Origin of the sequence: Pseudoduganella buxea (assembly GCF_009720835.1) — a bacterium.
Lineage (GTDB): Bacteria > Pseudomonadota > Gammaproteobacteria > Burkholderiales > Burkholderiaceae_D > Rugamonas > Rugamonas buxea.
On sequence record NZ_WNKZ01000045.1, the window covers coordinates 1 to 24,660 of the forward strand.

Consider the following 24,660-nt stretch of genomic DNA (forward strand, 5'->3'; position numbering starts at 1 on the left):
CCGCCCTGCGCCACCTGCTTGATCGCTGCAATCTTGAATTCCTCTGTGTACCGCTTACCGCTCATATCTTCTCCTTGTGCCCGACATTATGGCTCAGGAGTGTCTACGATAGTCGTGGCGATTCAGTTCGTACAGCCGGGTTTCTGAGGCAAAGTTCGCCAACCCAGCAAAAATATCGGAGATATGAGACATGGGATCGATACACAGCCGCGCAAGCACGTAGAGGCGGCTGGCATGTTGCAAGGAATTGTCAATATGCTATTTTAACAAAGCCCCTGACGGAGCCAGCAATTTTTCGCTGAAGTTTGACGTCGGTCGAAAATGCTCAATTGAATAGCTCGCGGTTTCGTGGAGTTAAAAAGCACCTCCACCCTTGCGCCCCCGGCAAAATGTTGGCATCGTACCCAGCCATGAAACCTGTCCTCCGCTCCACGATGAATCGCATCCGCAAGTTCACGAACTTTTCCGTGCGTGACCTGCTCGCTTCCGCCGGCCCCACCGTCCTTGCCATTGCCGCCATTTGCGTGGCTGCCTACCTGATCGTCGATCCGGCGCCGCCGCGCAAGGTGGTGCTGGGGACGGGGCAGGACAACAGTGCCTACGATGTCTTCGGCAAGAAGTATGCGGCCGCGCTGAAGGGCGAGAAGATTGCCGTCACCTTGCAGCCTTCGCATGGCTCGCGCGAAAATTTGCGGCTGCTGAAGGAAGGCAAGGTCGATATCGCCTTCATGCAAAGCGGTACCACCGACGAGGCAGCCGTCGAGCGCGAGGGACTGGTGTCGCTGGGCAGCCTGTTCATCGAACCCGTGTGGCTGTTCCTGCGCGAGGCGCCCGGCAAGGCGCCGCTGACCCAGCTCACGCAGTTGCGCGGAATGAAGATCAATATCGGCGCCAAGGGCAGCGGGGCGCCGCGGCTGTTCCGCCAGATCCTCGACGTCAACGGCGTCGCGGCGACGGATTTACAGGTCAGCCAGCTGGACAACACGCCGGCCACCGTGGAACTGCTGGAAGGCCGGGTCGACGGCATGGTCTTCGCCGCCGCGCCGGACGATCCCCTGATCCAGATGCTGCTGCAAACGCCGGGCATCTACCTGTTCGACTTCACCCAGGCCGAGGCGTACACGCGCCGGCTGCCGTTCCTGACGCACGTGACCCTGCCGCGCGGGATCGTCGACCTGGGACGCGATATCCCCGCGCGCGACTATCACCTGATCGCGCCGACGGCCACCCTGGTCGCGCGCGAGGACCTGCACCCGGCCCTGATCGAGCTGTATGTGCAGGCGGCGGCGAAGATCCACGGCGGGGCAGGGTGGTTCTCGCAGCAGGGCCAATTCCCGTCGGCGAAATACACGGAGATTCCCGTGGCCGAGGAAGCGGCCAAGTTCTACAAGGACGGCCCACCCTTCCTGCAGCGCTACATGAGCTTCTGGCTGGCCAATTTCCTCGACCGCATGTGGGTGCTGGTGGTGGCGCTGGGCGCGCTGATCCTGCCCCTGTCGAAAGTGGTGCCGCCCCTGTACGTATGGCGCATCCGTTCGCGCATCTACCGCTGGTACGGCCAGTTGCGCTCGGTGGAGCAGGCGCTGGAGGAGGTGCCGAAGGATGCGCCGCCGGAGCATCGGCGCGATGTCGGCAAGGTGCAGCTGGCGCGCCTGAACGACATCGAGGACTGCGTCAACCAGATCTCCGTGCCGCTGTCGTTCGCGGACGACCTGTATGGCCTGCGCAGCCATATCCAGTTCGTACGCCAACGTATTCTCGGCCAAAGCCCCGAACTGCAGCATGAAAGTACGGTGATCGCCGAATAAACCGTGCGATTTTCGCCACACCTGCGCCACACCTTCACCACACCTTGCCTGACTGACCATTGATTGCATTGACAGCAAGGCGTCCCCGCCGGGAAGATAAAGCGGCCGGCAGCCAGCCTGCCACGCCTCATCCAATCACGACAAGGGAACAAGATGCTCCGGACCACCGCACCCACCCGATTGATACTCTCGGCCGCCATCGCCGCGCTGTTCGGCGGCGCCGCGCAGGCGCAGCAGGCAGCCGCGGCGCAGGACGCGCCCGCCGTCGACAGCCAGTCCACCGTCGTCGTTACCGGCACGCGCGTGTCGAACCGCACCGTGCTCGATACCTCGTCGCCCGTCGATATCATCTCGGCCGACACCATCAAGAACACGGGCGTGCCGGAGATCACCCAGGCCCTGTCGGTGGCGCTGCCGTCGCTGAACTTCCCCCGCCCCGGCCTGGCCGACGGCACCGACACGATCCGCCCGGCCACCTTGCGCGGCCTGGCGCCGGACCAGACCCTGGTACTGGTCAATTCGAAGCGGCGCCACACCTCGTCGCTGGTGAACCTGAACGGCACCATCGGGCGCGGCTCGGCCGCCGTCGACATGAACACGATCCCCACGGGCATCGTCAAGAATATCGAAGTGCTGCGTGACGGCGCCTCGGCGCAGTACGGCTCGGATGCGATTGCCGGCGTCGTCAATATCCGGCTGCGCAACGACAAGAGCGGCGGCGAGGCCGTCGTCAGCTACGGCAAGCGCATTACGGACTACAGTTTCGCGCCAGTGGCGGGGCCCGCCGGCGCCACCTGGACCAGCGAGACCGGGCGCGAGCGGCGCGACGGCGGCGTCGCCACCGTCAGCCTGTGGAAGGGCCTGTCCTTCGGCGAGACGGGCTTCGTCACCATCGCGGCCGAATACAAGGATCAGGATCACACCGAGCGCAGCGGCTACGACATGCGCCAGCAATACCCCCTTGTCAACGGCCAGTTCGACCCGCGCGAAAACACCATCAACCGTTTCAATGCCTGGTATGGCGAGCCGGAAATGAAGCAGTCCACCGTCTTCGCCAATGCCGGCATGGACCTGGGCGGCAGCGTCAAGCTGTACGGCTGGAGCAGCTACCAGAAGCGCGAAGCGAAATCGGCCGGCTTTTTCCGCCGCCCCCTGCAGGACAACAACACGCTGGCGATCTACCCGAACGGCTTCCTGCCCATTATCGCGCCAGATGTGGACGACTTCAGTCTGGCCGGCGGCGTCACGTGGACCCTGGACGGCTGGGACATGGACAGCTCGCTCAGCTACGGCAAGAACAAGATGGACTACACCATCGAGAACACCCTGAACCGGTCGCTGGGCGCGGCCAGCAAGACCTCGTTCGACGCCGGCGGTTATTCCTACGACCAGCTGACCTACAACATCTCGGCCGTGCGCCAGTTCGATTGGGGCATGAACTCGCCCGTCAACCTGGCGCTGGGCGCCGAGGCGCGCCGCGAAGGCTACAAGCTCGAAGCGGGCGAACCGGATTCTTACCGCAACGGCGGCATCCTGCTGCCTTCGGGCCTGCCGACGGCATCGGGCTCGCAGGTATTCCCGGGCTTCCGCCCCAGCGACGAGTCGGACAGCCACCGCAATGCCTTCAGCGTCTTCGCCGACGTCGAGGCGAACCTGACGCAAAGCCTGCTGGCCTCGTTCGCCGTGCGCGGCGAGCATTATTCGGACTTCGGCAACAACTGGTCCGGCAAGCTGGCCGGGCGCTACAACTTTACCCCCAGCTTCGCCCTGCGCGGCTCGGTGCAGAACGGCTTCCGCGCGCCGTCGATGCAGCAGCAGTTCTTCACGTCGACGTCGACCAACTTCATCAATGGCATCCCGTTCGACATCACCACCTTCAAGCCGACCGACGCGGCCGCCGTGGCGCTGGGCGCGAAACCGCTGGACGCGGAAAAATCCACCAACTTCTCGCTGGGCCTGGTTGCCAAGGTCGGCAAGGGCAGCATCACGGTGGACGGCTTCCACATCAAGATCCGCAACCGCATCGTGCTGTCCGAGAATCTGACGCAGGCGAACGTGCGCAACTTCCTGGCGGCCAACGGCTTCCCCGGCGTGGGCGGCGGGCGCTTCTTCATCAACGGCGTCGATACCACCACCAAGGGCGTCGACGTGGTCGCCAACTACCCGCTGGCGCTGGGCGCGGCCGGCCGGCTCGACCTGACCCTGGCAGGCAACTACACGGACACGGAAGTGACGAAAGTGCCGGCCACGGCGCAGCTGGCGGCCCTGTCGCCGGCCCCGGTGCTGTTCGACCGGGTGAATGTACTGACGTTCGAGGAAGGTACGCCGAAGACCAAGTTCACGGCCAGCGGCACGTGGAGCCTTGGTCAGTGGGGCGCCACCCTGCGCGCCACCCGCTACGGCAAGGTGCTGACGCCGAGCTCGGCACCATTCCCGGACCACACGATGTCGGCCAAGACGCTGGTCGACCTGGAAGGGCGCTTCGCCATCACGAAGGGCATCACCTTCGCGCTGGGCGCGGAAAACCTGTTCGACCAGTATCCGGACCCGTACCCGGCCGTACTGAATTCGACCGGCAACGCCCCGTTCACGAACTACTCGCCGTTCGGCCGCTCCGGCCGCTACGTCTACGCACGCCTGAGCTACACCTTATAAGCTGCAACAGTTGCCGGGAAAATGGGGTCTGTCCCCATTTTTCCGGCAATATTGCTCAGAAAATGGGGACAGACCCCGTTTTTTGAGAAATACCTTCGACCTATGCCCCCACCCAAGGCAAGCCCGCCTTACACCACCCGCCCACGGTCTTCCGATGGCCTTCGACATCCTTGTCGCCCTCGAAGCCTTCCAGGATATCGAAGCTGTTGGCGTAGCCGTGCTCCGTGGCCAGCCTGGCGGCATGGCGCGAGCGCACGCCGGAGCGGCACAGGAACAGCAGAACATCGTCCGGGGTGGCCTGGCTGGCCAGCTGCGCGACGAAGTCTGGGTTCGGCACGCCCCCCGGATAGGTGCTCCACTGGACGGCACCATGTCGGGCTTCGGGAATCGCCACGCGGCCCACCCAGTCACGCTCGGCATTGGTGCGCACATCGATCAGGCGCACGTTCCGATTTTCCTGTAGCAATTGATACGCTTCCTGGGGCGTCACCGCTCCAGCATAGGGCAGGCCGGCGCCGCGCTGGCGGGCGCGTTCGAGAATGTCGGAGTCGGAGCTCATTTCGCGGTAATTCCTTGGGATCGTCGTTTATCATTGCCGGCGCGCGCACGGCACCGGAAAGTGTTCGCAGCCCGCCTTGCACCATTTTCTGCACATTTTGGGGCGTCACGCCCAAAAGCGGTGCAAAATGCGCAAACTGCACCAAATCTGTGCGACACGGGGATTGCGCCAAGGTGGTGCAAAAGGGGTGCAGGGCAGGCCCCGAACGATTTTAGTTTCCGATGGCAGCAAGATCAATGAAGCAATTGCCCTAAGCTTATAACAAGCGTATTGCCTTGCTGCTGGCACGCATCCTGCTTTATGTTGTTGGAGTTTCCGCCGCACACTGTGCTGGCAGCCCTTTTCACTTAGGAGATACGCATGGCAATGACCGCCGAAGAAGTTTTGCAGATGGTAAAAGACAACGAAGTCAAATTCGTTGATTTCCGTTTTGCCGATACCCGTGGCAAGGAACAGCACGTGACCGTGCCCGTTTCGCACTTCGATATCGACAAGTTCGAAAGCGGTCATGCCTTCGACGGTTCTTCCATCGCCGGCTGGAAAGGTATTGAAGCATCCGACATGATCCTGCTGCCGGACCCGGCAACCGCGAACATCGACCCGTTCATGGAAGAGACCACGCTGTTCATGCAGTGCGACGTCATCGAACCATCGGACGGCAAGGGCTACGACCGCGACCCGCGCTCGATCGCCAAGCGCGCCGAAGCCTACCTGAAGTCCTCCGGCCTGGGCGACACCGCCTACTTCGGTCCGGAACCTGAATTCTTCATCTTCGACTCCGTCAAGTGGAAGATCGACATGTCGGGCGCCTCCGTCAAGATCGACTCCGACGAAGCGTCGTGGTCGACCGACAAGGACATCGAAGGCGGCAACAGCGGCCACCGTCCCACCGTCAAGGGCGGCTACTTCCCCGTGCCACCGGTCGATTCGTTCCAGGACATGCGTTCGGAAATGTGCCTGATCCTCGAATCGATGGGCATCCCTGTCGAAGTGCACCACCACGAAGTGGCCGGCGCCGGCCAGAACGAAATCGGTACCAAGTTCTCGACCCTGGTCGAGCGCGCCGACTGGACCCAGAACATGAAGTACGTGATCTGGAACGTGGCCCACAGCTACGGCAAGACCGCCACCTTCATGCCGAAGCCGATCGTCGGCGACAACGGCTCGGGCATGCACGTGCACCAGTCGATCTGGAAAGACGGCAAGAACCTGTTCGCCGGCGACGGCTATGCCGGCCTGTCCGACTTCGCGCTGTACTACATCGGCGGCATCATCAAGCACGCCAAGGCGCTGAACGCCATCACCAACCCTGGCACGAACTCGTACAAGCGCCTGGTGCCAGGCTACGAAGCCCCGGTCAAGCTGGCCTACTCGGCCCGCAACCGCTCGGCATCGATCCGCATCCCGCACGTGGCGAACCCGAAAGGCCGCCGCATCGAGACGCGCTTCCCCGACCCGCTGGCGAACCCGTACCTGTGCTTCGCCGCGCTGATGATGGCCGGCCTGGACGGCGTGCAGAACAAGATCCACCCGGGCGAAGCAGCGTCGAAAGACCTGTACCACCTGCCGCCGGAAGAAGACGCGCTGATCCCGACGGTCTGCGCCTCGCTGGAAGAAGCCCTGGACGCACTGAACAAGGACCGCGAGTTCCTGACCCGCGGCGGCGTGTTCAGCGACACCATGATCGATGCCTACATCGAGCTGAAGATGACGGAAGTCACGCGCATGCGCATGACGACGCACCCGCTCGAATTCGACATGTACTACTCGCTGTAACAGCGACATGCCGGTCTTGAAACACCGGTAACGAAGACGCGAGGCGGGCGCTTGTCCACCTCGCGTTTTTTTTCGGATGTTGTATAGTCGGGGCATGAAAATCCGCCGCTTTCCCGTACCGCTGGCCGTGTTGCCGTTGCTGTTTTGTTCAGGCCTTGTGCAGGCTCAGATCTACCGCTGCGTCGATGCGGCGGGCCACAAGGAATACACGGACCGCAAGAAGGGCAGCCACTGCGTGGCGCTGGACCTGCCGGACCCCGTGATCGCCGCGCCGCCCAAGCGCGAAGCGGCGCCACGGCCCCGTGCACCAGCGAGCCCGGCCACGACGGCGGCCACGGCGCCGTCGGCGTTTCCACGGGTCGACAGCGCCGAGCAGAAGGCACGCGATGCGGACCGCCGCCAGATCCTCACCGACGAACTGAACGCCGAAATGCAGAAGCTTGGCGAGCTGCGCCGCGAGTACAACAACGGCGAGCCGGAACGGCGCGGCGACGAGCGCAATTACGCCAAGTACCAGGAACGGGTGGCCAACCTGAAAGGGTCGATCGCCCGCTCGGAACAGAACGTTGAAGCGCTGAAGCGGGAAATCGCCAACATACGATGAAAATTGTGACCAATATCGCGCGCGCGGCAGCAGCCGCGGCGGCGGCCTTTCCACGTCCATCCTCCGTGGCCGGACTCGACCTGCTGGCCTCGGCGGTCGTCATCGTCGACGGCGAAGGCCATATCGTGTACGCCAACGCGGCTGCGGAAAACCTGCTGGAAAGCTCGCTGAAGGCGCTGTCGCGCCAGAAGCTGTGCGCGCTGTTTTCCAATCCTGGCGAACTGGAAAACGTCATCGCCCAGGCCCGGGCCCACAAGTTTTCCGACCTGCGCCAGGAACTGAACCTGGAGCGCAGCGGCCGCGAGCCCCTGCACGTGCACACCATCGCCAGCGCGCTGGACGACCCGACGGACAACGTGCTGCTGGAGCTGCGCGAGACGGTGCAGCAGATGAAGCTGGACCGGGAGGAGCGCCTGCTGGACCAGAGCCAGGTCAACAAGGAGCTGATCCGCAACCTGGCCCATGAAATCAAGAATCCGCTGGGCGGCATCCGCGGCGCGGCCCAGCTGCTGGAGATGGAACTGCCGCCGCTGCACCTGCAGCAGCTGCGCGAGTACACCCAGGTCATCATCAAGGAAGCGGACCGGCTGCAGACCCTGGTCGACCGCCTGCTGGCGCCGCACCGCCGCCCCCATATCGTCGGCGACGTGAATATCCACGAAGTGCTGGAACGGGTGCGCAGCCTGATGATGGCCGAATTCCCGTCCGGCCTGGCCATCGTGCGCGATTACGACGCCTCCTTGCCCGAATTCCGGGGCGACAAGGAACAGCTGATCCAGACCGTACTGAACATCGCCCACAATGCCGCCCAGGCCCTGGCCGAGCGCATCGAGCAGGGCGATGCGCAGATCGTCTTCAAGACCCGCGTGGCCCGCCAGGTCACCCTGGCGAAGGTCCGTTATAACCTGGCATTAGACTTGCATATCATCGACAACGGGCCCGGCATCGCGCCCCAGATCCGCGACCGCATCTTCTACCCCCTGGTATCCGGCAGGGAGGGAGGCAGCGGCCTCGGACTGACCCTGGCGCAGACCTTCGTGCATCAGCACATGGGCGTCATCGAGTGCGAGAGCCGGCCCGGATACACGGACTTCAGGATTCTACTGCCGCTGCCATAAGCGTCCGGCGGCAGGGTCCCGAAATAGCAGGGGCGCCCACGGGAACCTCCATCCACATTGCGGGAAGCGTACAACACACATGAAGCCAATCTGGATAGTCGACGACGACGAATCGATCCGCTGGGTACTGGAAAAAGCATTGGCGAGGGAAAATCTCGCAACGAGAAGTTTTGCCAACGCGCGCGATGCCATCGCCGCGCTGGAATTTGAAACACCGCAGGTCCTCGTGTCGGACATCCGCATGCCGGGCGACTCCGGCCTGGACCTGCTGCAACTGGTCAAGTCCCGCTTTCCGGGGCTGCCCGTCATTATCATCACGGCTTTTTCCGACCTCGATTCGGCCGTCGCTGCCTTCCAGGGCGGCGCTTTCGAGTACCTGGCCAAGCCGTTCGACATCGACAAGGCCGTCGAACTGATCCGCCGCGCACTGGACGAGAGCCTGCGCGAAGCGAGCGTCGAATCGGGCCCGGCCGAAACCCCGGAAATCCTCGGCCAGGCGCCGGCCATGCAGGAAGTGTTCCGTGCCATCGGCCGCCTGTCGCAGTCGAACGTGACGGTGCTGATCACGGGCGAATCGGGCACCGGCAAGGAGCTGGTGGCGCGTGCCCTGCACAAGCACAGCCCCCGCGCCACCCAGCCCTTCATCGCGCTGAACACGGCGGCGATCCCGAAGGACCTGCTGGAATCGGAACTGTTCGGCCACGAGCGGGGCGCCTTCACGGGCGCCCAGACGACGCGCCGGGGCCGCTTCGAGCAGGCCGAGAACGGCACGCTGTTTCTCGATGAAATCGGCGACATGCCGTTCGACCTGCAGACGCGCCTGCTGCGCGTGCTGTCGGACGGGCACTTCTACCGCGTCGGCGGCCACCAGCCGCTGAAGGCGAATGTGCGCGTCATTACCGCGACGCACCAGAACCTGGAGCAGCGCGTGCGCGACGGGCTGTTCCGCGAGGACTTGTACCACCGCCTGAACGTCATCCGGCTGCGCCTGCCCAGCCTGCGCGAGCGGCGCGAGGACATCCCTTTACTGGTACGCCACTTCCTGCTGCAAAGCGCCAAGCAGCTGGGCGTGGAAGCCAAGCGCATGAGCGACGCCACCGTGGCCTTCCTGTCCAGCCTGGACCTGCCTGGCAATGTGCGCCAGCTGGAAAACCTGTGCAACTGGATCACCGTGATGGCCCCGGGCCAGACGGTGGAAGTGAAAGACCTGCCACTGGAACTGTCCGAAGGGCAGAGCGCCATGCAGGCCGCGCCCGAGCTGCTGGCGGTGCCGCCCCATGCCCACCACGTGCACGTGGCCGCCGCCATCGCCCCGGCCGCACCGGGTCCGGACGGCTGGCTGAGCCTGTTGGAGCTGCAGGCCGCGACGATGCTGTCGGACGGCCAGCAGGACGTGATGGACGTGCTGGGCCGCCAGTTCGAATCGGCCCTGATCCGCACGGCCCTGAAATACACCCACGGCCGCAAGAACGACGCCGCCGTCCGCCTGGGCATCGGCCGCAACACCATCACCCGCAAAATCGCCGAGCTGGGCATCGACGGCGCGAAGGAGGACTGACGCGGGACAGCGTCAACCCAACGGCACAGGCCGTGTCCACCTTGGGGTCAGACCCCGACAAAGACACGAACACAGCCATAGTACGCAGTCGAGCTCGTGTCCATGTCGGGGTCTGACCCCACGGTGGACACGGACCCAGCAATAATGCAGTCGAGCTCGTGTCCATGTCGGGGTCTGACCCCACGGTGGACACAAGCTCGACAGTAGCCGGTTTTGCGGTAAGCTCTGGCCTTCATGCCCAGGGCTTTTTTTATTTGGATTTCGTATGCTGATTAACTGCGTCGCCTATCAACACGGCCACAAGCTTGCCGATATTCCCGTGGCCGATATCAGCGACCATATTGCCGAGAAGGATACCTTTGTCTGGGTGGCGCTGAAGGATGCGCAGGCCGACGAGCTGGCGGAGATGCAGGCGGAGTTCGGCCTGCACGAGCTGGCCGTCGAGGATGCACTGCGCGGCCACCAGCGGCCCAAGGTCGAGGAGTATGGCGATTCGCTGTTCGTCGTCGTCAAGACGGTCGAACTCGAAAAGGATGAGCTGGTGCTGGGCGAGATCGATATCTTCGTCGGCAATAATTATGTGCTGTCGTCGCGCCAAAACAGTGCACAGAGCTTCATGGGCGTGCGCGCCCGCGCCGAACGGGAGCCCCACCTGCTGCAGCACGGCTCCGGCTTCGTGCTGTATGCGCTGATGGATGCGGCCGTCGACCGTTACTTCCCCATCGTCGATGCCTTCGAGGAAGAGCTGGAGCAGATCGAGGAACGCATCTTCATGCAGGAAGCCCAGCGCGCCAATATCGAACGGCTGTATGAGCTGAAACGCAAGGTGATGACCCTGCGCCACGCGGTGGCGCCGCTGCTCGATGCCGTCGGCAAGCTGTATGGGGGAAGGGTGCCGTCGATGTGCATCAGCAGCCAGGATTATTTCCGCGACGTGCACGACCACCTGGCCCGCATCAACGGCACGCTCGACACGATCCGCGACACCATCGGCACGGCCATCCAGGTCAACCTGTCGATGGTGGCGCTGGATGAAGGCGAGGTCAACAAGCGACTGGCGGCCTGGGCCGCCATCTTCGCCGTCCTGACGGCGTTTGCCGGCATCTGGGGCATGAACTTCGAGATGATGCCGGAGCTGAAGTGGCGCTGGGGCTATCCGGTGGCGCTGGCCATCATGGCCACCACCTGCCTGCTGCTGTACCGCCGCTTTCGCCGGGCCGGCTGGCTGTAGGCCCGGTCCGGCAAGGGCTTACTTGACGGCCATCGACAGGGCGACGGCTTCGGCCACCTTGATGCCGTCCACGCCGGCCGACAGGATGCCGCCGGCGTAGCCGGCGCCTTCGCCGGCCGGGAACAGGCCCCGCGTGTTCAGGCTCTGCAGATCGTCGTCGCGGCGCTTGATGCGGATCGGCGACGAAGTACGCGTTTCCAGGCCCGTCAGCACGGCATCGTGCTTGAAGTAGCCGCGCACCTGCTTGTCGAAGGCCGGGAAGGCTTCGCGCAAGGCTTCCACCGCGTACTCCGGCAGGATCGTCGCCAGGTCCGTCAGGTGCACGGCCGGCTTGTACGACGGCACCACGGCGCCGAATTCGGTCGATGCCTTGCCGGCCACGAAGTCGCCCATCAGCTGGCCCGGCGCGCTGTAGTTGCCGCCGCCCAGTTCGAACGCCTTTTCCTCCAGCCGGCGCTGGAACTCGATGCCCGCCAGCGGGTGGCCCGGATAATCTTCCGGGCTGATCGACACGACGATGGCGCTGTTGGCATTGCGTTCCGCGCGCGAATACTGGCTCATGCCGTTCGTCACGACGCGGCCCGGTTCGGACGCGGCCGCCACCACGGTGCCGCCCGGGCACATGCAGAAGCTGTAGACGGCGCGGCCGTTTTTCGCGTGGTGCACCAGCTTGTAGTCTGCCGCGCCCAGGATCGGGTGGCCGGCGTTCGGGCCGAAGCGGCACGTGTCGATCAGCGATTGCGGGTGTTCGACGCGGAAACCGATCGAGAACGGTTTCGCCTCGATGTACACGCCCCGTTCGTACAGCTTTTCAAACGTGTCGCGCGCGCTGTGGCCGATGGCCAGCACCACGTGCTCGGTGGCGATGTGCTCGCCCGTGGCCAGGGTCAGGCCGCGCAGCTGGCGCGCGCCGTCCGCTTCGTCGATCAGGAAATCCGTCACGCGCTGCTCGAAACGGATCTCGCCGCCCAGCGCGACGATTTCCTGGCGCATCGCCTCGACCATCTTGACGAGGCGGAAGGTGCCGATGTGGGGTTTGCTGACGTACAGGATTTCCTCCGGCGCGCCCGCCTTGACGAATTCCGTCAGCACCTTGCGGCCGTAGTGCTTCGGGTCCTTGATCTGGCTGTACAGCTTGCCGTCCGAGAAGGTGCCGGCGCCGCCTTCACCGAACTGCACGTTCGATTCCGGGTTCAGCTCGCGTTTGCGCCAGAAGCCGAAGGTGTCCTTGGTGCGCTCGCGCACGGTCTTGCCCCGTTCCAGGATGATGGGTTTCAGGCCCATCTGGGCCAGGATCAGCGCGGCAAACAGGCCGCACGGCCCCATGCCGATGACGACGGGGCGGCTCTGGCGGCCGTCGCTGTTGACGCCATGCGCCACGACCCGGTATTCCATATCCGGCGACGGCGACAGGTGCACATCGTGCTTGCGGCGCGCCAGGATGCCGGCGTCGTCCGTCGTATCGACGTCTACCGCATAGATCAGGATGATGTTGCTCTTCTTGCGGGCGTCGTAGCTGCGCTTGTGAATGGTAAAGCCCCGCATGACGGACGGCTCGATGGCGAGCCGTTCCAGGATGGCTTCGGTCAGCTCCGGTTCCGTGTGGTTGAGGGGAAGTTTCAGTTCAGTCAGTCGCAGCATGGTCGTCTTTCGAAAGCAGGGTGGGGCGCGCAACGGGCCCAAACCGCCATTCTACCTGTTTACGGAAGTGGTTTAAACGCAACGGCTGGCATCACAGGTGGACCAAAGGGGGAGCAAAGTGCGGCGTTTACGCGACAAAGCAAAACAACAATCATGCTGGACTGTACATTCCCAGCCAATTGGCGCATGATTTTGCCAGTCAATTTTTGCGCGGCAGAGCTGTCGCGCCGGATTGGCCTGCCTTATTAATGCGATTGCCATCGGCTGTCGCATCCGCTGCCTGTCATATTCCCTTCCTTATTCCGCTCCTGCCTTCGTTTATTCCCTGCTGCTTTATCGCACACTGCGCATTGGTGGCCGCATTCCTTTTCTTGATCCGATAAACTCAATACCCCGTGTGGGGAATGGTCTTATAACCAAGCCGTGTTTTTCCGGTGTTAGCGGCATTTGTCGCCGTGCGCATTCTGGCGCTCTTTTCGCCTCGTTTGCACAAATTTAGTACGTTCCACGGGCGGTGGAGTTCCCAAAGGTTCGGTGTTGTTCCCTAGGGGATGCCCTGACTTGGCGCGATCTTGCTCCTTCCGGGTGCGCCCGTGCACCAAATTTGTGCTTTGAGGAAATGCTGTTGTTTTTTGCTCAAAATAAACCCGTGTTTTATTGACAGCGTTGCGCCGGCTATGGTCTGATCGCAAGCTGAATTCTGTTTTTCAATGAATTCCATGGTCGCTCAAAAAGCGATTGGAGTTTCTGATCTGGTTGGGACGAATTAAATTAATGCAGTAGAGGCGTGAGTAACTTTACCCAAGCTTACTACCAACGCATGCTTACTTTAGGAACCAAAATGTTGAGAAAAACTATTCTTGTTCGATCGCTGTCGATGGCGTTCGGTGTCGCCGCGGCGCTGCCGGCCATGGCCCAGCAGGCGCCCGCCGAGCCGGCGGTGCAGAAGGTTGTCGTGACGGGCTCGCTGATCAGCCGCGCCGACAAGGAAACCCCGAGCCCAGTGCAGGTGCTGTCGGCGGAAGACATCGCCAAGACCGGCTATACCTCGATCGCTGAAGTGCTGAGCAACCTGTCCGCCAACGGCCAGGGCGCCCTGGGCACCGGCTTCTCGGGCGCGTTTGCTGCAGGCGCCTCCGGCGTCTCGCTGCGCGGCCTGTCCGTCGGCCTGACCCTGGTGCTGATCGACGGCCACCGCATGGCCCCGTATCCGCTGTCGGACGACGCACAGCGCCAGTTCGTCGACGTCTCGTCGATTCCCTTCGATGCCGTCGAGCGCATCGAAGTGCTGAAGGACGGCGCCTCGGCGATGTACGGCTCCGATGCCGTCGCCGGCGTGGTCAACATCATCCTGAAGAAGAAATTCAACGGCTTCAACATCAACACCGACGTGGGCAATTCGCAGCACGGCGGCGGCAAGAACTACAAGGTCGCTGCAACGGGCGGTATCGGCGACCTGGAAAACGACGGCTACAACGCCTTCATCAGCGCGGAATACCGCCACGCCGACGCCATCAAGCTGTCGCAGCGCGACAGCAACGACTGGGCCAGCGGCGACTGGACCCGCCGCGGCGGCCTGAACCTGACGCGCGGTGTGCCGAACGCCGGCAACAGCTTCCTGACGGCAGGCAGCAGCCCCTTCCTGTATAACCCGGCCGGCGGCGTCAACAACGCTTCGAGCTACCAATTCCTGGACCCGAACTGCAACTTCGTCAAATACCGCGCCGGCCAGTGCACGGTGCGCGACGTCGTGTCGAACCTGCAGCCCGAATCGGACAAGTTCAACGTCATCGGCGGCTTCACGAAGAAGCTGGGCGAAGACTGGACCCTGGCGCTGAAAGCGTCGATGTTCAAGCGCCAGAGCACGAACGGGCGCGGCCTGCTGGCCGGCAACTCGTTCTCGCCGATTACCTTCGCCGGCTACACGGCACTGGTGCCCGGGCAGACGCCGGCCATCGTCAATCGCGTGCCAAGCACCTTGCTGGCCGCGAACAATCCCCTGAACCAGCTGGGCGCACCGGCGCGCCTGTACGGCTATATCCCAGGCGTGCCGAACACGTCACAACAGGACAACAGCTCGACCGCAACCCGCTTCGCCGCCGACCTGAACGGTTCCTGGATGGGCTGGGACATCGCCGCCGCCGCCGGCTTCGCGAAAGTGAAGACGGAAACGGAATACAACGGCTACGTCAACCGCGTCGCCCTGTACAACGCCCTGAACCGCCCGACCAACCCGTTCAACCCGCTGGGCGGCAACTCGGCGGCCGACATGGCCGCCATCGCGCCGACCTTCAACAACCAGGCCGAGTCGAAGCTGACCTACGCCGACCTGCACGGTTCCCGCGAACTGATGCAGCTGCCGGGCGGCCCGCTGGCCCTGGCGGCCGGCGTCAGCTGGTACAAGAAGGAACTGAACGCACCACCGCCTGACCTGCTGTCGCAAGGTATCGCCGGTAACGGTTCGGCTTACGTGTTCGGCGAAGAAACCAACACGGCAGCATTTGCCGAGTTGAGCGCAATGCCGATCAAGAACCTGGAAGTGAGTGCCTCGGCCCGTTACGACCACTACGACACCTACGGCAATTCGTTCACGCCAGGCGCCAAGTTCAAGTGGCAAGCGCACCCGATGGCCACGCTGCGCGGTACCTTCGCACGCGGCTTCCGCGCACCGAACGCGGCCGAAGTGGGCACGGCGTCGTCGACCTTCTCGTTCCACGCGATCAACGACCCGATCCTGTGCGCCGACGGTGTCCGTACCACGCCGGGCAATGTGCCGGCCGCCTGCGGCTTCACGCCGGCCTTCGTCCAGATCACCAATCCTGACCTGGAACCGGAAAAGTCGAAGTCGTTCACGCTGGGCCTGATCCTGGAGCCGGTGAAGAACCTGACGGCCACGATCGACTACTACAACATCAAGGTCAACAACCAGATCAACACGGAATCGGGCCTGCCAGACTACGTGCCGAGCTATGTGCGTAACCCGGCCGTACCGACCGACGTCGCCGGCCCGAACGGCACGCTGATCACCGCGACGCCTTCCGTGGGTTCGATCGCCTACGCCACCTCGTCGTATGTGAACTCGGGTTCCACCCAGAGCCGCGGTGTCGAGCTGGACCTGGCTTACCGCTTCCGCGCTGGCGACATCGGCAACTTCCGCGCCCAGCTGACCTTCAACCACATGATCAGCTACAAGCTGACCCAGCTGGGCGAAGAATATGAGCTGGCCGGCACCCACGGTCCTTCGGTTGTTTCCGGCAACACCGGCAACCCGAAAAACCGTGCGCAGCTGACCTTGGGCTACGAAAAAGGTCCGCTGAACTTCACCACCACGCTGAACTGGGTGAGCTCGTACAGCGCGCTGGATCCGTCCATCGGCGCCAACAACTGCGCGGATGCGGCCATCGGTGTGGGCGGCCGTACCTACTTCGCCAACAACGACAACATCACGCCTGACAACTACTGCACCATTCGTTCGTTCCTGTCCACGGACCTGAACGCTACGTACAAGCTGACGAAGAACCTGACGCTGCGTGCGTCGATCCTGAACGCGTTCGACCGCGCGCCACCGATCGACGTCGCCACGTACGGCAACGCGGGCAACCTGACCAGCTACAACGCCACGCTGCACCAGGCCGGCGCGGTCGGCCGCTTCTTCTCGGTCGGCGCCAGCTACGCGTTCTGATGGCATGCCGGAGGCGGCGCAAGCTGCCTCCGGCCGACGCAATGCACGGGACACCTTCGGGTGTCCCTTTTTATTGCCCGCTTATATTGAGGATTAGATCCCGCCCCAGGCCGCGCCCAGCACGGCCAGCACGGCCAGCGCCGCCGTTTCCGTGCGCAGGATGCGGGGCCCGGCCGACAGGGCCAGCGCGCCGTGCTGCACGGCCAGCGCTTCTTCCTCGTCCGTGAAGCCGCCTTCCGGGCCCACCAGCAACGTCACCGGCTGCGCTGGCTGCGTCCGCGTCCAGTCGGCCAGCGACGTCGCCGCGCGCGGGCTGAGCAGGATGCGCTGGCCGGCCGGCGGCCGGGCCAGCCAGTCTTTCAGCTCGAGCGGCTCGGCCAGCGCGGCCAGCCGGTTGCGCCCGCTTTGTTCGGAAGCCGCCACGATGACGCCCTGCCAATGCTCCAGCTTCTTTTCGGCCCGCTCCCGCGACAGGCGCACGACGCAGCGGCGCGCCGCCAGCGGCTGCACGGCCGCCACGCCCAATTCCACCGCCTTCTCGATGATCCAGTCCATCTTCGTGCCTTCCGGCAGCGCCTGCGCCAGGGTGACGGCGAAGGGCAGTTCGGCCTCGCGGGGATCGTGGGCGCGCACTTCGGCCAGGGCCCGCCGCTTGCCCACTTCCTGCAGCACGGCCGCAAATTCGCCGCCCTGGCCGTTGAACAAGGTCAGGGGCGCGCCCGCTTCAAGGCGGATCACGTGGATGTGGTGGGCCACGTCAAGCGGCAGCTCGACCAGTTGGCCGACGGCCAGCGGCTGGTCAATATGGAAACGGGGCATGGCAATCCTGGAAGATGAAATGCACTAATTTTAAGCTGGCGCCTTGTGCTCTGGTAAAATAACGGGCTACGCAGTCCGGAGTCGTTTCAAAATGGTCGGGCCGACAACTGTCGATCGCAAGCCATGCCGCCCGCCTATTTTGAAACCGCTTCCCCCTATGCAGCAGTGGCGGCTCAGATTCCAAACCTCCCTCGATAGACCACGATGAAACCTACGCTTCCCCACACCCAGATGGCCAACGCAATCCGTGCGCTGGCGATGGACGCTGTCCAGAAAGCCAACTCCGGCCACCCCGGCATGCCGATGGGCATGGCCGAGATTGCCGTTGCCCTGTGGAGCGGTCATCACCGCCATAACCCGGTGAATCCGAAGTGGGTCAATCGCGACCGTTTCCTGCTGTCCAACGGCCACGGCTCGATGCTGCACTACGCGCTGCTGCACCTGTCCGGCTACGACGTGACGATGGAAGACATCCAGAACTTCCGCCAGATGCATTCGAAGACCCCGGGCCACCCGGAAGTGGACATCACGCCGGGCGTGGAAACCACCACGGGCCCGCTGGGCCAGGGCCTGGCCAACGCCGTCGGCATGGCGCTGGCGGAATACCTGCTGGCAGCCGAGTTCAACAAGCCTGGCCATGACGTCGTCGACCACTACACCTACGCCTTCGTCGGCGACGGCTGCCTGATGGAAGGCATCTCGCACGAAGTGTGCTCGCTGGCCGGCACGCTGGGCCTGAAAAAACTGATAGCCCTGTACGACGACAACGGCATTTCCATCGACGGCAAGGTCGAAGGCTGGTTCACCGACGACACGCCGGCCCGCTTCGCCGCCTACGGCTGGAACGTCATCCCGGCCGTCGACGGCCATGACGTCGCTGCCGTGCACGCCGCCATCGAAGCGGCCAAGAAATCGGACAAGCCGACTCTGATCTGCTGCAAGACCGTCATCGGCAAGGGCTCGCCCAATCTGCAAGGCGGCGACAAGGTGCACGGCGCCGCGCTGGGCGACAAGGAAATCGCCGCCGTGCGCGAGTACATCAGCTGGGGTCACGAGCCCTTCATCGTGCCGGAAGAAGTGTCGACGGCCTGGAACTTCAAGGACCAGGGCGCTGCCTTCGAGACGGAATGGAACAGCAAGTTCGACGCCTACGCCGCCGCCTTCCCGACGGAAGCCGCCGAACTGAAGCGCCGCATGAACGGCGAACTGCCGGCCAACTTCGACGCCACCCTGGCCGCCGCCATCGCCGCCTGCGTGGACAAGAAGGAAACCATCGCCACCCGCAAGGCCTCGCAGAACGCGATCCAGGCCCTGGCCCCGATCCTGCCGGAATTCCTGGGCGGCTCGGCCGACCTGACCGGTTCGAACCTGACGAACTGGAAAGAGTCCGTCAACCTGCGTTCCGGCAAGCCTGGCAACCACATCAACTACGGCGTGCGCGAGTTCGGCATGAGCGCCATCATGAACGGTGTCGCCCTGCACGGCGGCTACATCCCGTTCGGCGCCACCTTCCTGACGTTCTCGGATTACTCGCGCAATGCGCTGCGTATGGCCGCGCTGATGAAGCAGCGTTCGATCTTCGTGTTCACCCACGATTCGATCGGCCTGGGCGAAGACGGCCCGACCCACCAGTCGGTCGAGCACGTCTCGTCGCTGCGCCTGATCCCGAACCTGGACAACTGGCGTCCGGCTGACACGGTCGAATCGATGGTGGCCTGGGGCGAAGCGGTCAAGCGCAAGAACGGCCCGTCGACGCTGATCTTCTCGCGCCAGAACCTGCAGTTCCAGGAGCGTTCCGAGCAGGCCATCGCCGACATCGCGAAAGGCGGCTACGTGCTGCTGGACGCTGCTGACGCGAAGGCCGTCATCATCGCCACCGGTTCCGAAGTGGAACTGGCGATGAACGCCGCCACGGCACTCAAGAGCGAAGGCGTGGCCGTGCGCGTCGTGTCGATGCCGTCGACCGACGTGTTCGACCGCCAGGACGCCGCCTACAAGGCCGCCGTACTGGGCAAGGGCCTGCCGCGCGTTGCGGTAGAGGCAGGCGTTTCCGATTTCTGGTACAAGTACGTCGGCCTGGAAGGCGCCATCGTCGGCATCGATACGTTCGGCGAATCCGCCCCGGCCAACGTGCTGTTCAAGCACTTCGGCTTCACGGTGGAGAACGTCGTCGCGAAGGTGAAGTCTGTTATTGCTGCATAAAAAGAACATGGGAACCCCGGCGCGTGGCCGGGGTTTTTACAAAAAGAACCGATTCTTTTAACTAGGAGCACATGTAATGACGATCAAGGTAGCAATCAACGGTTATGGCCGTATCGGCCGCAATGTCCTGCGCGCTTTCTACGAAGGCGGCAAGAAACAGGACATCCAGATCGTGGCCATCAACGACCTGGGCAACGCGCAGTCGAACGCGCACCTGACCCGCTACGACACGGCCCACGGCAAGTTCCCCGGCACCGTCGAAGTCGAAGGCGACAACATGATCGTGAACGGCGACAGCATCCGCGTGTTCGCCCAGCGCAATCCGGCTGAAATCCCATGGGGCGAGCTGGGCGTGGACGTCGTGCTGGAATGCACCGGCTTCTTCACGACCAAGGAAAAGGCCTCGGCCCACCTGCAGGGCGGCGCCAAGAAAGTCATCATCTCCGCCCCGGGCGGCAAGGATGTCGACGCCACCATCGTCTACGGCGTCAACCATGACGTGCTGAAGGCCACGGACACCGTCATCTCGAACGCTTCGTGCACCACCAACTGCCTGGCCCCGCTGGTCAAGCCGCTGAACGACGCCATCGGCCTGGAAACGGGCCTGATGACGACCGTCCACGCCTACACCAACGACCAGGTGCTGACCGACGTCATGCACGAAGACCTGCGCCGCGCCCGTTCGGCCACGCAGTCGATGATCCCGACCAAGACGGGCGCTGCCGCCGCCGTCGGCCTGGTGCTGCCGGAACTGAACGGCAAGCTGGACGGCTTCGCCATCCGCGTGCCGACCATCAACGTGTCGCTGGTCGACCTGTCCTTCATCGCCAAGCGCGACACCACCGTCGAGGAAGTCAACCAGCTGATGAAGACGGCCGCCGAAGGCGCCCTGAAAGGCATCCTGACGTACCAGACCGAACCGCTGGTCTCCGTCGACTTCAACCACAACCCGGCCTCGTCGAACTTCGACGCAACCCTGACGAAAGTCTCGGGCCGCCTGGTCAAGGTGTCGTCGTGGTATGACAACGAGTGGGGCTTCTCCAACCGCATGCTGGACACCACCGTGGCGCTGATGAACGCCAAGTAATCGTTTTTCGAACTCGCCCGGGCCGCCGGGCGGCATAGGCCGGTCCTGCATTGCAGGGCCGGCTTTTTTTGTGCCGGCCTCGCGGACTGGCAAGAAAGCCATGACACCGACACTAAAGAAAATACTGGGCCTGCCGCCGCTGCGGTGGCCCTCGAACCGGCACTGGCTGCCATGGCTGAACGACTGGTTGAACTGGATCTTCTTCGCCGTGTTCGCCCTGTTCGTGCTGCTGCACGTGTTTCCCGGCATTGTGTTCCACCACAAGTTGACGGCACACGGCATCACCGTGCACTCGCGCGCGCCCCTGCCGCCGGCCACGGACGTGGTGCTGGCCAGGGCGGCCGCGCTGGTGGCCTCGTCCGAACTGGCCACGCCCGGCCGGCGCTTCGACGTGTATGTGGGCGACGTACCATGGACCTACTCGCTATTCGCGCCGTTCAGGAAGTCGTTTGCCGTCACGGTACCAGTCACCGACAACATTTTCATCGCCCTCGGCGATTTCACCGCCGACGTGGCACGCTCGCGCAATCCGGAGTACAACACGCGGGCACTGTCAGCCGTCATCGCGCACGAGATCACCCACGTGCTGATCACGGACCGGATTGGCCTCGTCGACAGCATCCGGCTGCCGTCCTGGGTAGCCGAGGGCTATTGCGACCATGTCGCCCACGAAAGCAGTTTCCCTGAGGAGGAGGGACGCCGCCTGCTGGCCGCCGGGGCGGTCCACCCGTCGCCGGCATACGAGTATTTCGTGAGCCGCCAGCTGGTGGGCTACCTGATCGACCAACGCCAGATGCGCTTCGAACAGATCGCCACCTCCTCGCTGCAATCGAAAGACCTGCGCGCCAATGTGCTGGCGCAGATGCCGGCCCACCAGGGCCCGTGATGCGCACGCGGCGCATTCGGTGTCGGACACCTGTCTCCCCGAATTGAGAAACCGGTCGGTCCGCCGCGGCGGTCTGACACCGGTTTCGGAGCAACAAAAAAGCCCCGCCGGCGTGAGCCGGCGGGGCTTGCTTGTTTGCGCCGATGCGCGGTACGGCTTAGAAGCTGTACGAAGCGCGGGCGTAGTAGGTGCGGCCGATGGTGTCGGTGAAGCGCGGATCGTAGCCTGCCTGGAACGTGGTGTCCTGGTAGGACAGCGGCGGGGTGCGGTCGAACATGTTACGCACGCCGAAGGTCAGGGCGAAGCCTTTTGGCTGCGTCCACGACACGTAGCTGTCGAAGGTGGTGTACGAGGCCACTTCGTTGGTACCGTCCGAATCCAGGTAGCCGGACTTGTACTTGGCCGTCACGCCGGCGCCGAACTGCTTGTCGCTCCAGCGCAGGTTGGCCGTGTTCTGCCAGCGGAACATCGGGCCCGTACCGGAGTAGTTGTTGACCTTCTGGTTCCACTCGCCGCCTTCCGAGTTCTGGTACTTGTAGCTGTGTACCCACGTGCTGTTCATCGAGAAGTTGTACGTGCCGAAGCCGGCCGTGCGCAGGCGATACTGGGCGCCCAGGTCGATACCGTTGGTCTTGATGCTGCCCAGGTTGCGGGTACGCAGGTCGACATAGCCGCAGGTGGACGGATTCGGGCACTGCGAGCCGTCGATCGACAGGTTGCCGCCGGCATTGCGGTTGTACAGCGACGCGTACTTGGCCGGGTCGGCGAAGACGTCGTCCTCGGCCAGGTTGCCGATCTGGTGATCCAGTTCGACGGCCCAGACGTCGGCCGACAGCGTCAGGTTCTTGACGCCTTCGAAGACGATGCCCAAGGTGGCGTTCTTCGATTCTTCCGGATTCAGGCTGCTGTTACCGCCCAGCAGTTTCTGGAACTGCACATTGCAGTTGGTCGCGCTGCCCTTGCCGGGAACGGGTACACCGCCTGGGCAGTTGATCGGGTCGCTCTGCGTCGACGTGTTCGTGTAGGTATTGGCGGCATTGATTTCATACAGCGACGGGGCACGGAAGCCGGTCGAGTAGGAGCCGCGCACCATCACGGACTGGGCCGGCTGCCAGCGGAAGCTGAACTTCGGATTGGTCGAGTTGCCGAAGTCGCTGTATTTGTCGTAGCGGATCGCGGCCGTCACATCCAGCGTTTGCAGCAGGGGCACGTTCAGCTCGGCGAAGGCAGCGTACACGGTGCGCGAACCCTGGTTCAGCGTGTTCGGGTCGATGCCGGTGCTGGCGACGACTTTCTCCGCGTATTCCGTGTTGGCCGCCGAGTAGAACTTCTCGTGGCTGGCCTGGCCGCCGATGGCCAGGGCTGCATTGCGGCCGGCGCCGGCCCAGTCGCCCAGTTCGCGGCTGGCGTTGATGTCCCACGTCTTGCTGGTGCCCTTGGCGTTCTGGATGTTGCCATCCAGCGCAGCGGCCATCAGCAGGTCCATGCCCGCGGCGCTCTGGTCGCCGAAGGGGTTCACGATGCCGTCCAGCACGCCCTTGGTGATCATGTCGCCATCGCTGTAGCCGCGCAGGTTGACCTTGACGCGGTTCTCGCCCCAGGTCAGGCCGGTGCGGTAATCCCAGCCGGCGATATTGCCGGACAGCTGGGCCACGAAGCGCTGCTGGCGGTTGATGTTCTCATCCGCGCGCACGCCGTTCGGCAGGTCGCGCCACATCACGTTGATGTAGCCGGGCAGGGCGCCTTCGGGCAGGTCGCCGGCGCCGAAGTTCGGGTCCAGCGGGATATTCGGATTGGTCGGGTAGTACGGATTCACCGCGCCGTTGGCCAGCGTGCGGTTCATGATCAGGCCGCCGTACGGCACGGGAGCGATCTGGCTTTCCACCTTGCTGCGGCTGTGCAGGTATTCCAGGCTCAGCTCATGGCCGTTCGGCAGGGCCAGCGTGCCCTTCAACAGGCCGGTGGCGCGCTCGGAGCGGGGCACGTAGTCGACGAAGCTCGACGTCGTCATCTTGCAACCGGTTCCGTCGGGCACCAGGTTTGGCGCGCTGGTGCAGTTCGGCGCGGCCGGGTTGCCGGCGTCGCCGTCCTGGTAGTAGTTGGCCGGGAAGGTGCTGCTCGACAGGCCGCCCGCATAGCGGCGGTTGAACGGACGCTCCGTGCCGCCGATCGAACGCTGCTTCTGGAAGTCGCCCATGGCGTAGAAGTTGAAGCCGTCCTTGTCGACGTCGCCGAAGCCATAGCCGATGCTGCTGTTGACGGACTGGCCGCCCGGATGCTGGGGCGAATCGCCGCCGACGGTGACGATGCCGCCGGTGAAGTCGCGCCTGGTGATGAAGTTGATCACGCCGCCCACGGCGTCGGAGCCGTACAGCGAGGAGGCGCCGTCGCGCAGCACTTCGACGCGCTCGATGGCGGCGAAGGGAATCATGTTCAGGTCGGGGGCCGAGCTGTCGAACGCATTGTTGGCCAGGCGGCGGCCGTTCAGCAGTACCAGGGTCTTGTTCTGACCCAGGCCGCGCATGTCGGCGAACGACGCGCCGCCGGTGGACAGGCCGACGACCTGGCTGGTGCCCTGGCTGGCCTGCATCGACGATACCGTCGCCAGGACCTGCTCGACGGTGCTGATGCCTTCGGCCTTCAGGTCCGCCATCTTCATGACGGTGACGGGTACGGCCGTTTCAGCGTCGATCCGCTTGATTGCCGAACCGGTCACTTCGACGCGCTGCATCGGCGCTTCGGCCGTTTGCGCGAAAGCCGGCGCGGCCAGCAGGCTGGCACCGAGGGCGCCGGCCGAGCAGATCAGCCGAACCGATTGGGCCAGCGTGGTTTCTTTCATCATTTGTTTGCTCCAGTGTTGTCGTCACAAGGGCGTTCTGTGTGGAGGGCGGGGTGGCCTCGATCAAAGAACGACCCAGCATCAGACAACGGAACTTGCCTTGCGGTCAATCGTGTAAATATTTCAGTTTGTTACATGTGTGTTACATACAACAACATCTTCACAAATATATGGTATAGCGCTGCACATTTCGCG

The 24,660-nt window shown here is 63.7% G+C and carries 16 protein-coding genes; 11 read left to right on the forward strand and 5 right to left on the reverse strand.

Annotated features, from left to right (window positions below; all coding sequences use genetic code 11):
• Window positions 1–434 precede the first annotated feature (434 nt).
• Together GM672_RS15735 and GM672_RS15740 are read left to right on the forward strand one after the other, a co-directional pair.
• Complete coding sequence (locus GM672_RS15735; protein ID WP_155471510.1) at window positions 435–1,808, forward strand: TAXI family TRAP transporter solute-binding subunit; 1,374 nt, start codon at window positions 435–437, stop codon at window positions 1,806–1,808.
• Between the two features lie 153 nt (window positions 1,809–1,961).
• Window positions 1,962–4,463 (forward strand): TonB-dependent receptor plug domain-containing protein, encoded by a 2,502-nt coding sequence (locus GM672_RS15740; RefSeq protein ID WP_155471487.1) that lies wholly within the window; start codon window positions 1,962–1,964, stop codon window positions 4,461–4,463.
• 100 nt (window positions 4,464–4,563) lie between these two features.
• Here the strand turns inward: GM672_RS15740 and GM672_RS15745 are convergent, their stop codons facing one another.
• Window positions 4,564–5,022, reverse strand: a complete 459-nt coding sequence (locus GM672_RS15745; RefSeq protein ID WP_155471488.1) for a rhodanese-like domain-containing protein — start codon at window positions 5,020–5,022, stop codon at window positions 4,564–4,566.
• 360 nt (window positions 5,023–5,382) lie between these two features.
• Between GM672_RS15745 and glnA the strand changes: the two genes are divergently transcribed.
• The 5 genes from glnA (at window position 5,383) to corA (ending at window position 11,309) form a co-directional block, all read left to right on the forward strand.
• Window positions 5,383–6,798, forward strand: a complete 1,416-nt coding sequence (gene glnA / locus GM672_RS15750; RefSeq protein WP_155471489.1) for a type I glutamate--ammonia ligase — start codon at window positions 5,383–5,385, stop codon at window positions 6,796–6,798.
• 94 nt (window positions 6,799–6,892) lie between these two features.
• On the forward strand, window positions 6,893–7,402 hold the full coding sequence (locus GM672_RS15755; protein WP_155471490.1) for a DUF4124 domain-containing protein: 510 nt from the start codon (window positions 6,893–6,895) through the stop codon (window positions 7,400–7,402).
• The gene (gene glnL, locus GM672_RS15760; protein WP_155471491.1) at window positions 7,399–8,520 is read left to right on the forward strand and encodes a nitrogen regulation protein NR(II); all 1,122 of its coding nucleotides are present in this window, start codon (window positions 7,399–7,401) and stop codon (window positions 8,518–8,520) included. The genes GM672_RS15755 and glnL overlap by 4 nt, the downstream gene beginning before the upstream one ends.
• 79 nt (window positions 8,521–8,599) lie before the next feature.
• Window positions 8,600–10,078, forward strand: coding sequence for a nitrogen regulation protein NR(I) (gene ntrC, locus GM672_RS15765; protein ID WP_155471492.1), 1,479 nt, complete (start codon window positions 8,600–8,602; stop codon window positions 10,076–10,078).
• A 265-nt stretch (window positions 10,079–10,343) separates the two neighbouring features.
• Complete coding sequence (corA, locus tag GM672_RS15770; protein ID WP_155471493.1) at window positions 10,344–11,309, forward strand: magnesium/cobalt transporter CorA; 966 nt, start codon at window positions 10,344–10,346, stop codon at window positions 11,307–11,309.
• Window positions 11,310–11,327: 18 nt separating this feature from the next.
• Here corA and GM672_RS15775 read toward each other — a convergent pair whose 3' ends face one another.
• Window positions 11,328–12,950: an NAD(P)/FAD-dependent oxidoreductase gene (locus tag GM672_RS15775; protein ID WP_155471494.1), complete on the reverse strand. Its 1,623-nt coding sequence runs from the start codon at window positions 12,948–12,950 to the stop codon at window positions 11,328–11,330.
• 544 nt (window positions 12,951–13,494) lie between these two features.
• Entirely contained in the window at window positions 13,495–13,671 is a 177-nt protein-coding gene (locus GM672_RS15780; protein ID WP_155471495.1) for a hypothetical protein, read from the reverse strand.
• Between the two features lie 120 nt (window positions 13,672–13,791).
• Here GM672_RS15780 and GM672_RS15785 point away from each other — a divergent pair, with 120 nt between their 5' ends.
• Window positions 13,792–16,632 (forward strand): TonB-dependent receptor, encoded by a 2,841-nt coding sequence (locus GM672_RS15785; protein ID WP_155471496.1) that lies wholly within the window; start codon window positions 13,792–13,794, stop codon window positions 16,630–16,632.
• A 93-nt stretch (window positions 16,633–16,725) separates the two neighbouring features.
• On the opposite strand, the gene GM672_RS15790 is transcribed toward GM672_RS15785, so the two are convergent.
• Window positions 16,726–17,451, reverse strand: coding sequence for a 16S rRNA (uracil(1498)-N(3))-methyltransferase (locus GM672_RS15790; protein WP_155471497.1), 726 nt, complete (start codon window positions 17,449–17,451; stop codon window positions 16,726–16,728).
• A gap of 204 nt (window positions 17,452–17,655) precedes the next feature.
• Between GM672_RS15790 and tkt the strand changes: the two genes are divergently transcribed.
• The 3 genes from tkt to GM672_RS15805 all read left to right on the forward strand — a co-directional run bounded on the left by tkt (window position 17,656) and on the right by GM672_RS15805 (window position 21,626).
• On the forward strand, window positions 17,656–19,653 hold the full coding sequence (gene tkt / locus GM672_RS15795; RefSeq protein WP_155471498.1) for a transketolase: 1,998 nt from the start codon (window positions 17,656–17,658) through the stop codon (window positions 19,651–19,653).
• Window positions 19,654–19,729: 76 nt separating this feature from the next.
• On the forward strand, window positions 19,730–20,740 hold the full coding sequence (gene gap, locus GM672_RS15800; protein WP_155471499.1) for a type I glyceraldehyde-3-phosphate dehydrogenase: 1,011 nt from the start codon (window positions 19,730–19,732) through the stop codon (window positions 20,738–20,740).
• A 100-nt stretch (window positions 20,741–20,840) separates the two neighbouring features.
• Complete coding sequence (locus tag GM672_RS15805; protein ID WP_155471500.1) at window positions 20,841–21,626, forward strand: hypothetical protein; 786 nt, start codon at window positions 20,841–20,843, stop codon at window positions 21,624–21,626.
• A gap of 157 nt (window positions 21,627–21,783) precedes the next feature.
• On the opposite strand, the gene GM672_RS15810 is transcribed toward GM672_RS15805, so the two are convergent.
• Window positions 21,784–24,468 carry a TonB-dependent receptor gene (locus tag GM672_RS15810; protein ID WP_155471501.1) on the reverse strand — a complete coding sequence of 895 codons (2,685 nt, stop codon included), beginning with the start codon at window positions 24,466–24,468 and terminating at the stop codon, window positions 21,784–21,786.
• Between the last annotated feature and the right edge of the window lie 192 nt (window positions 24,469–24,660).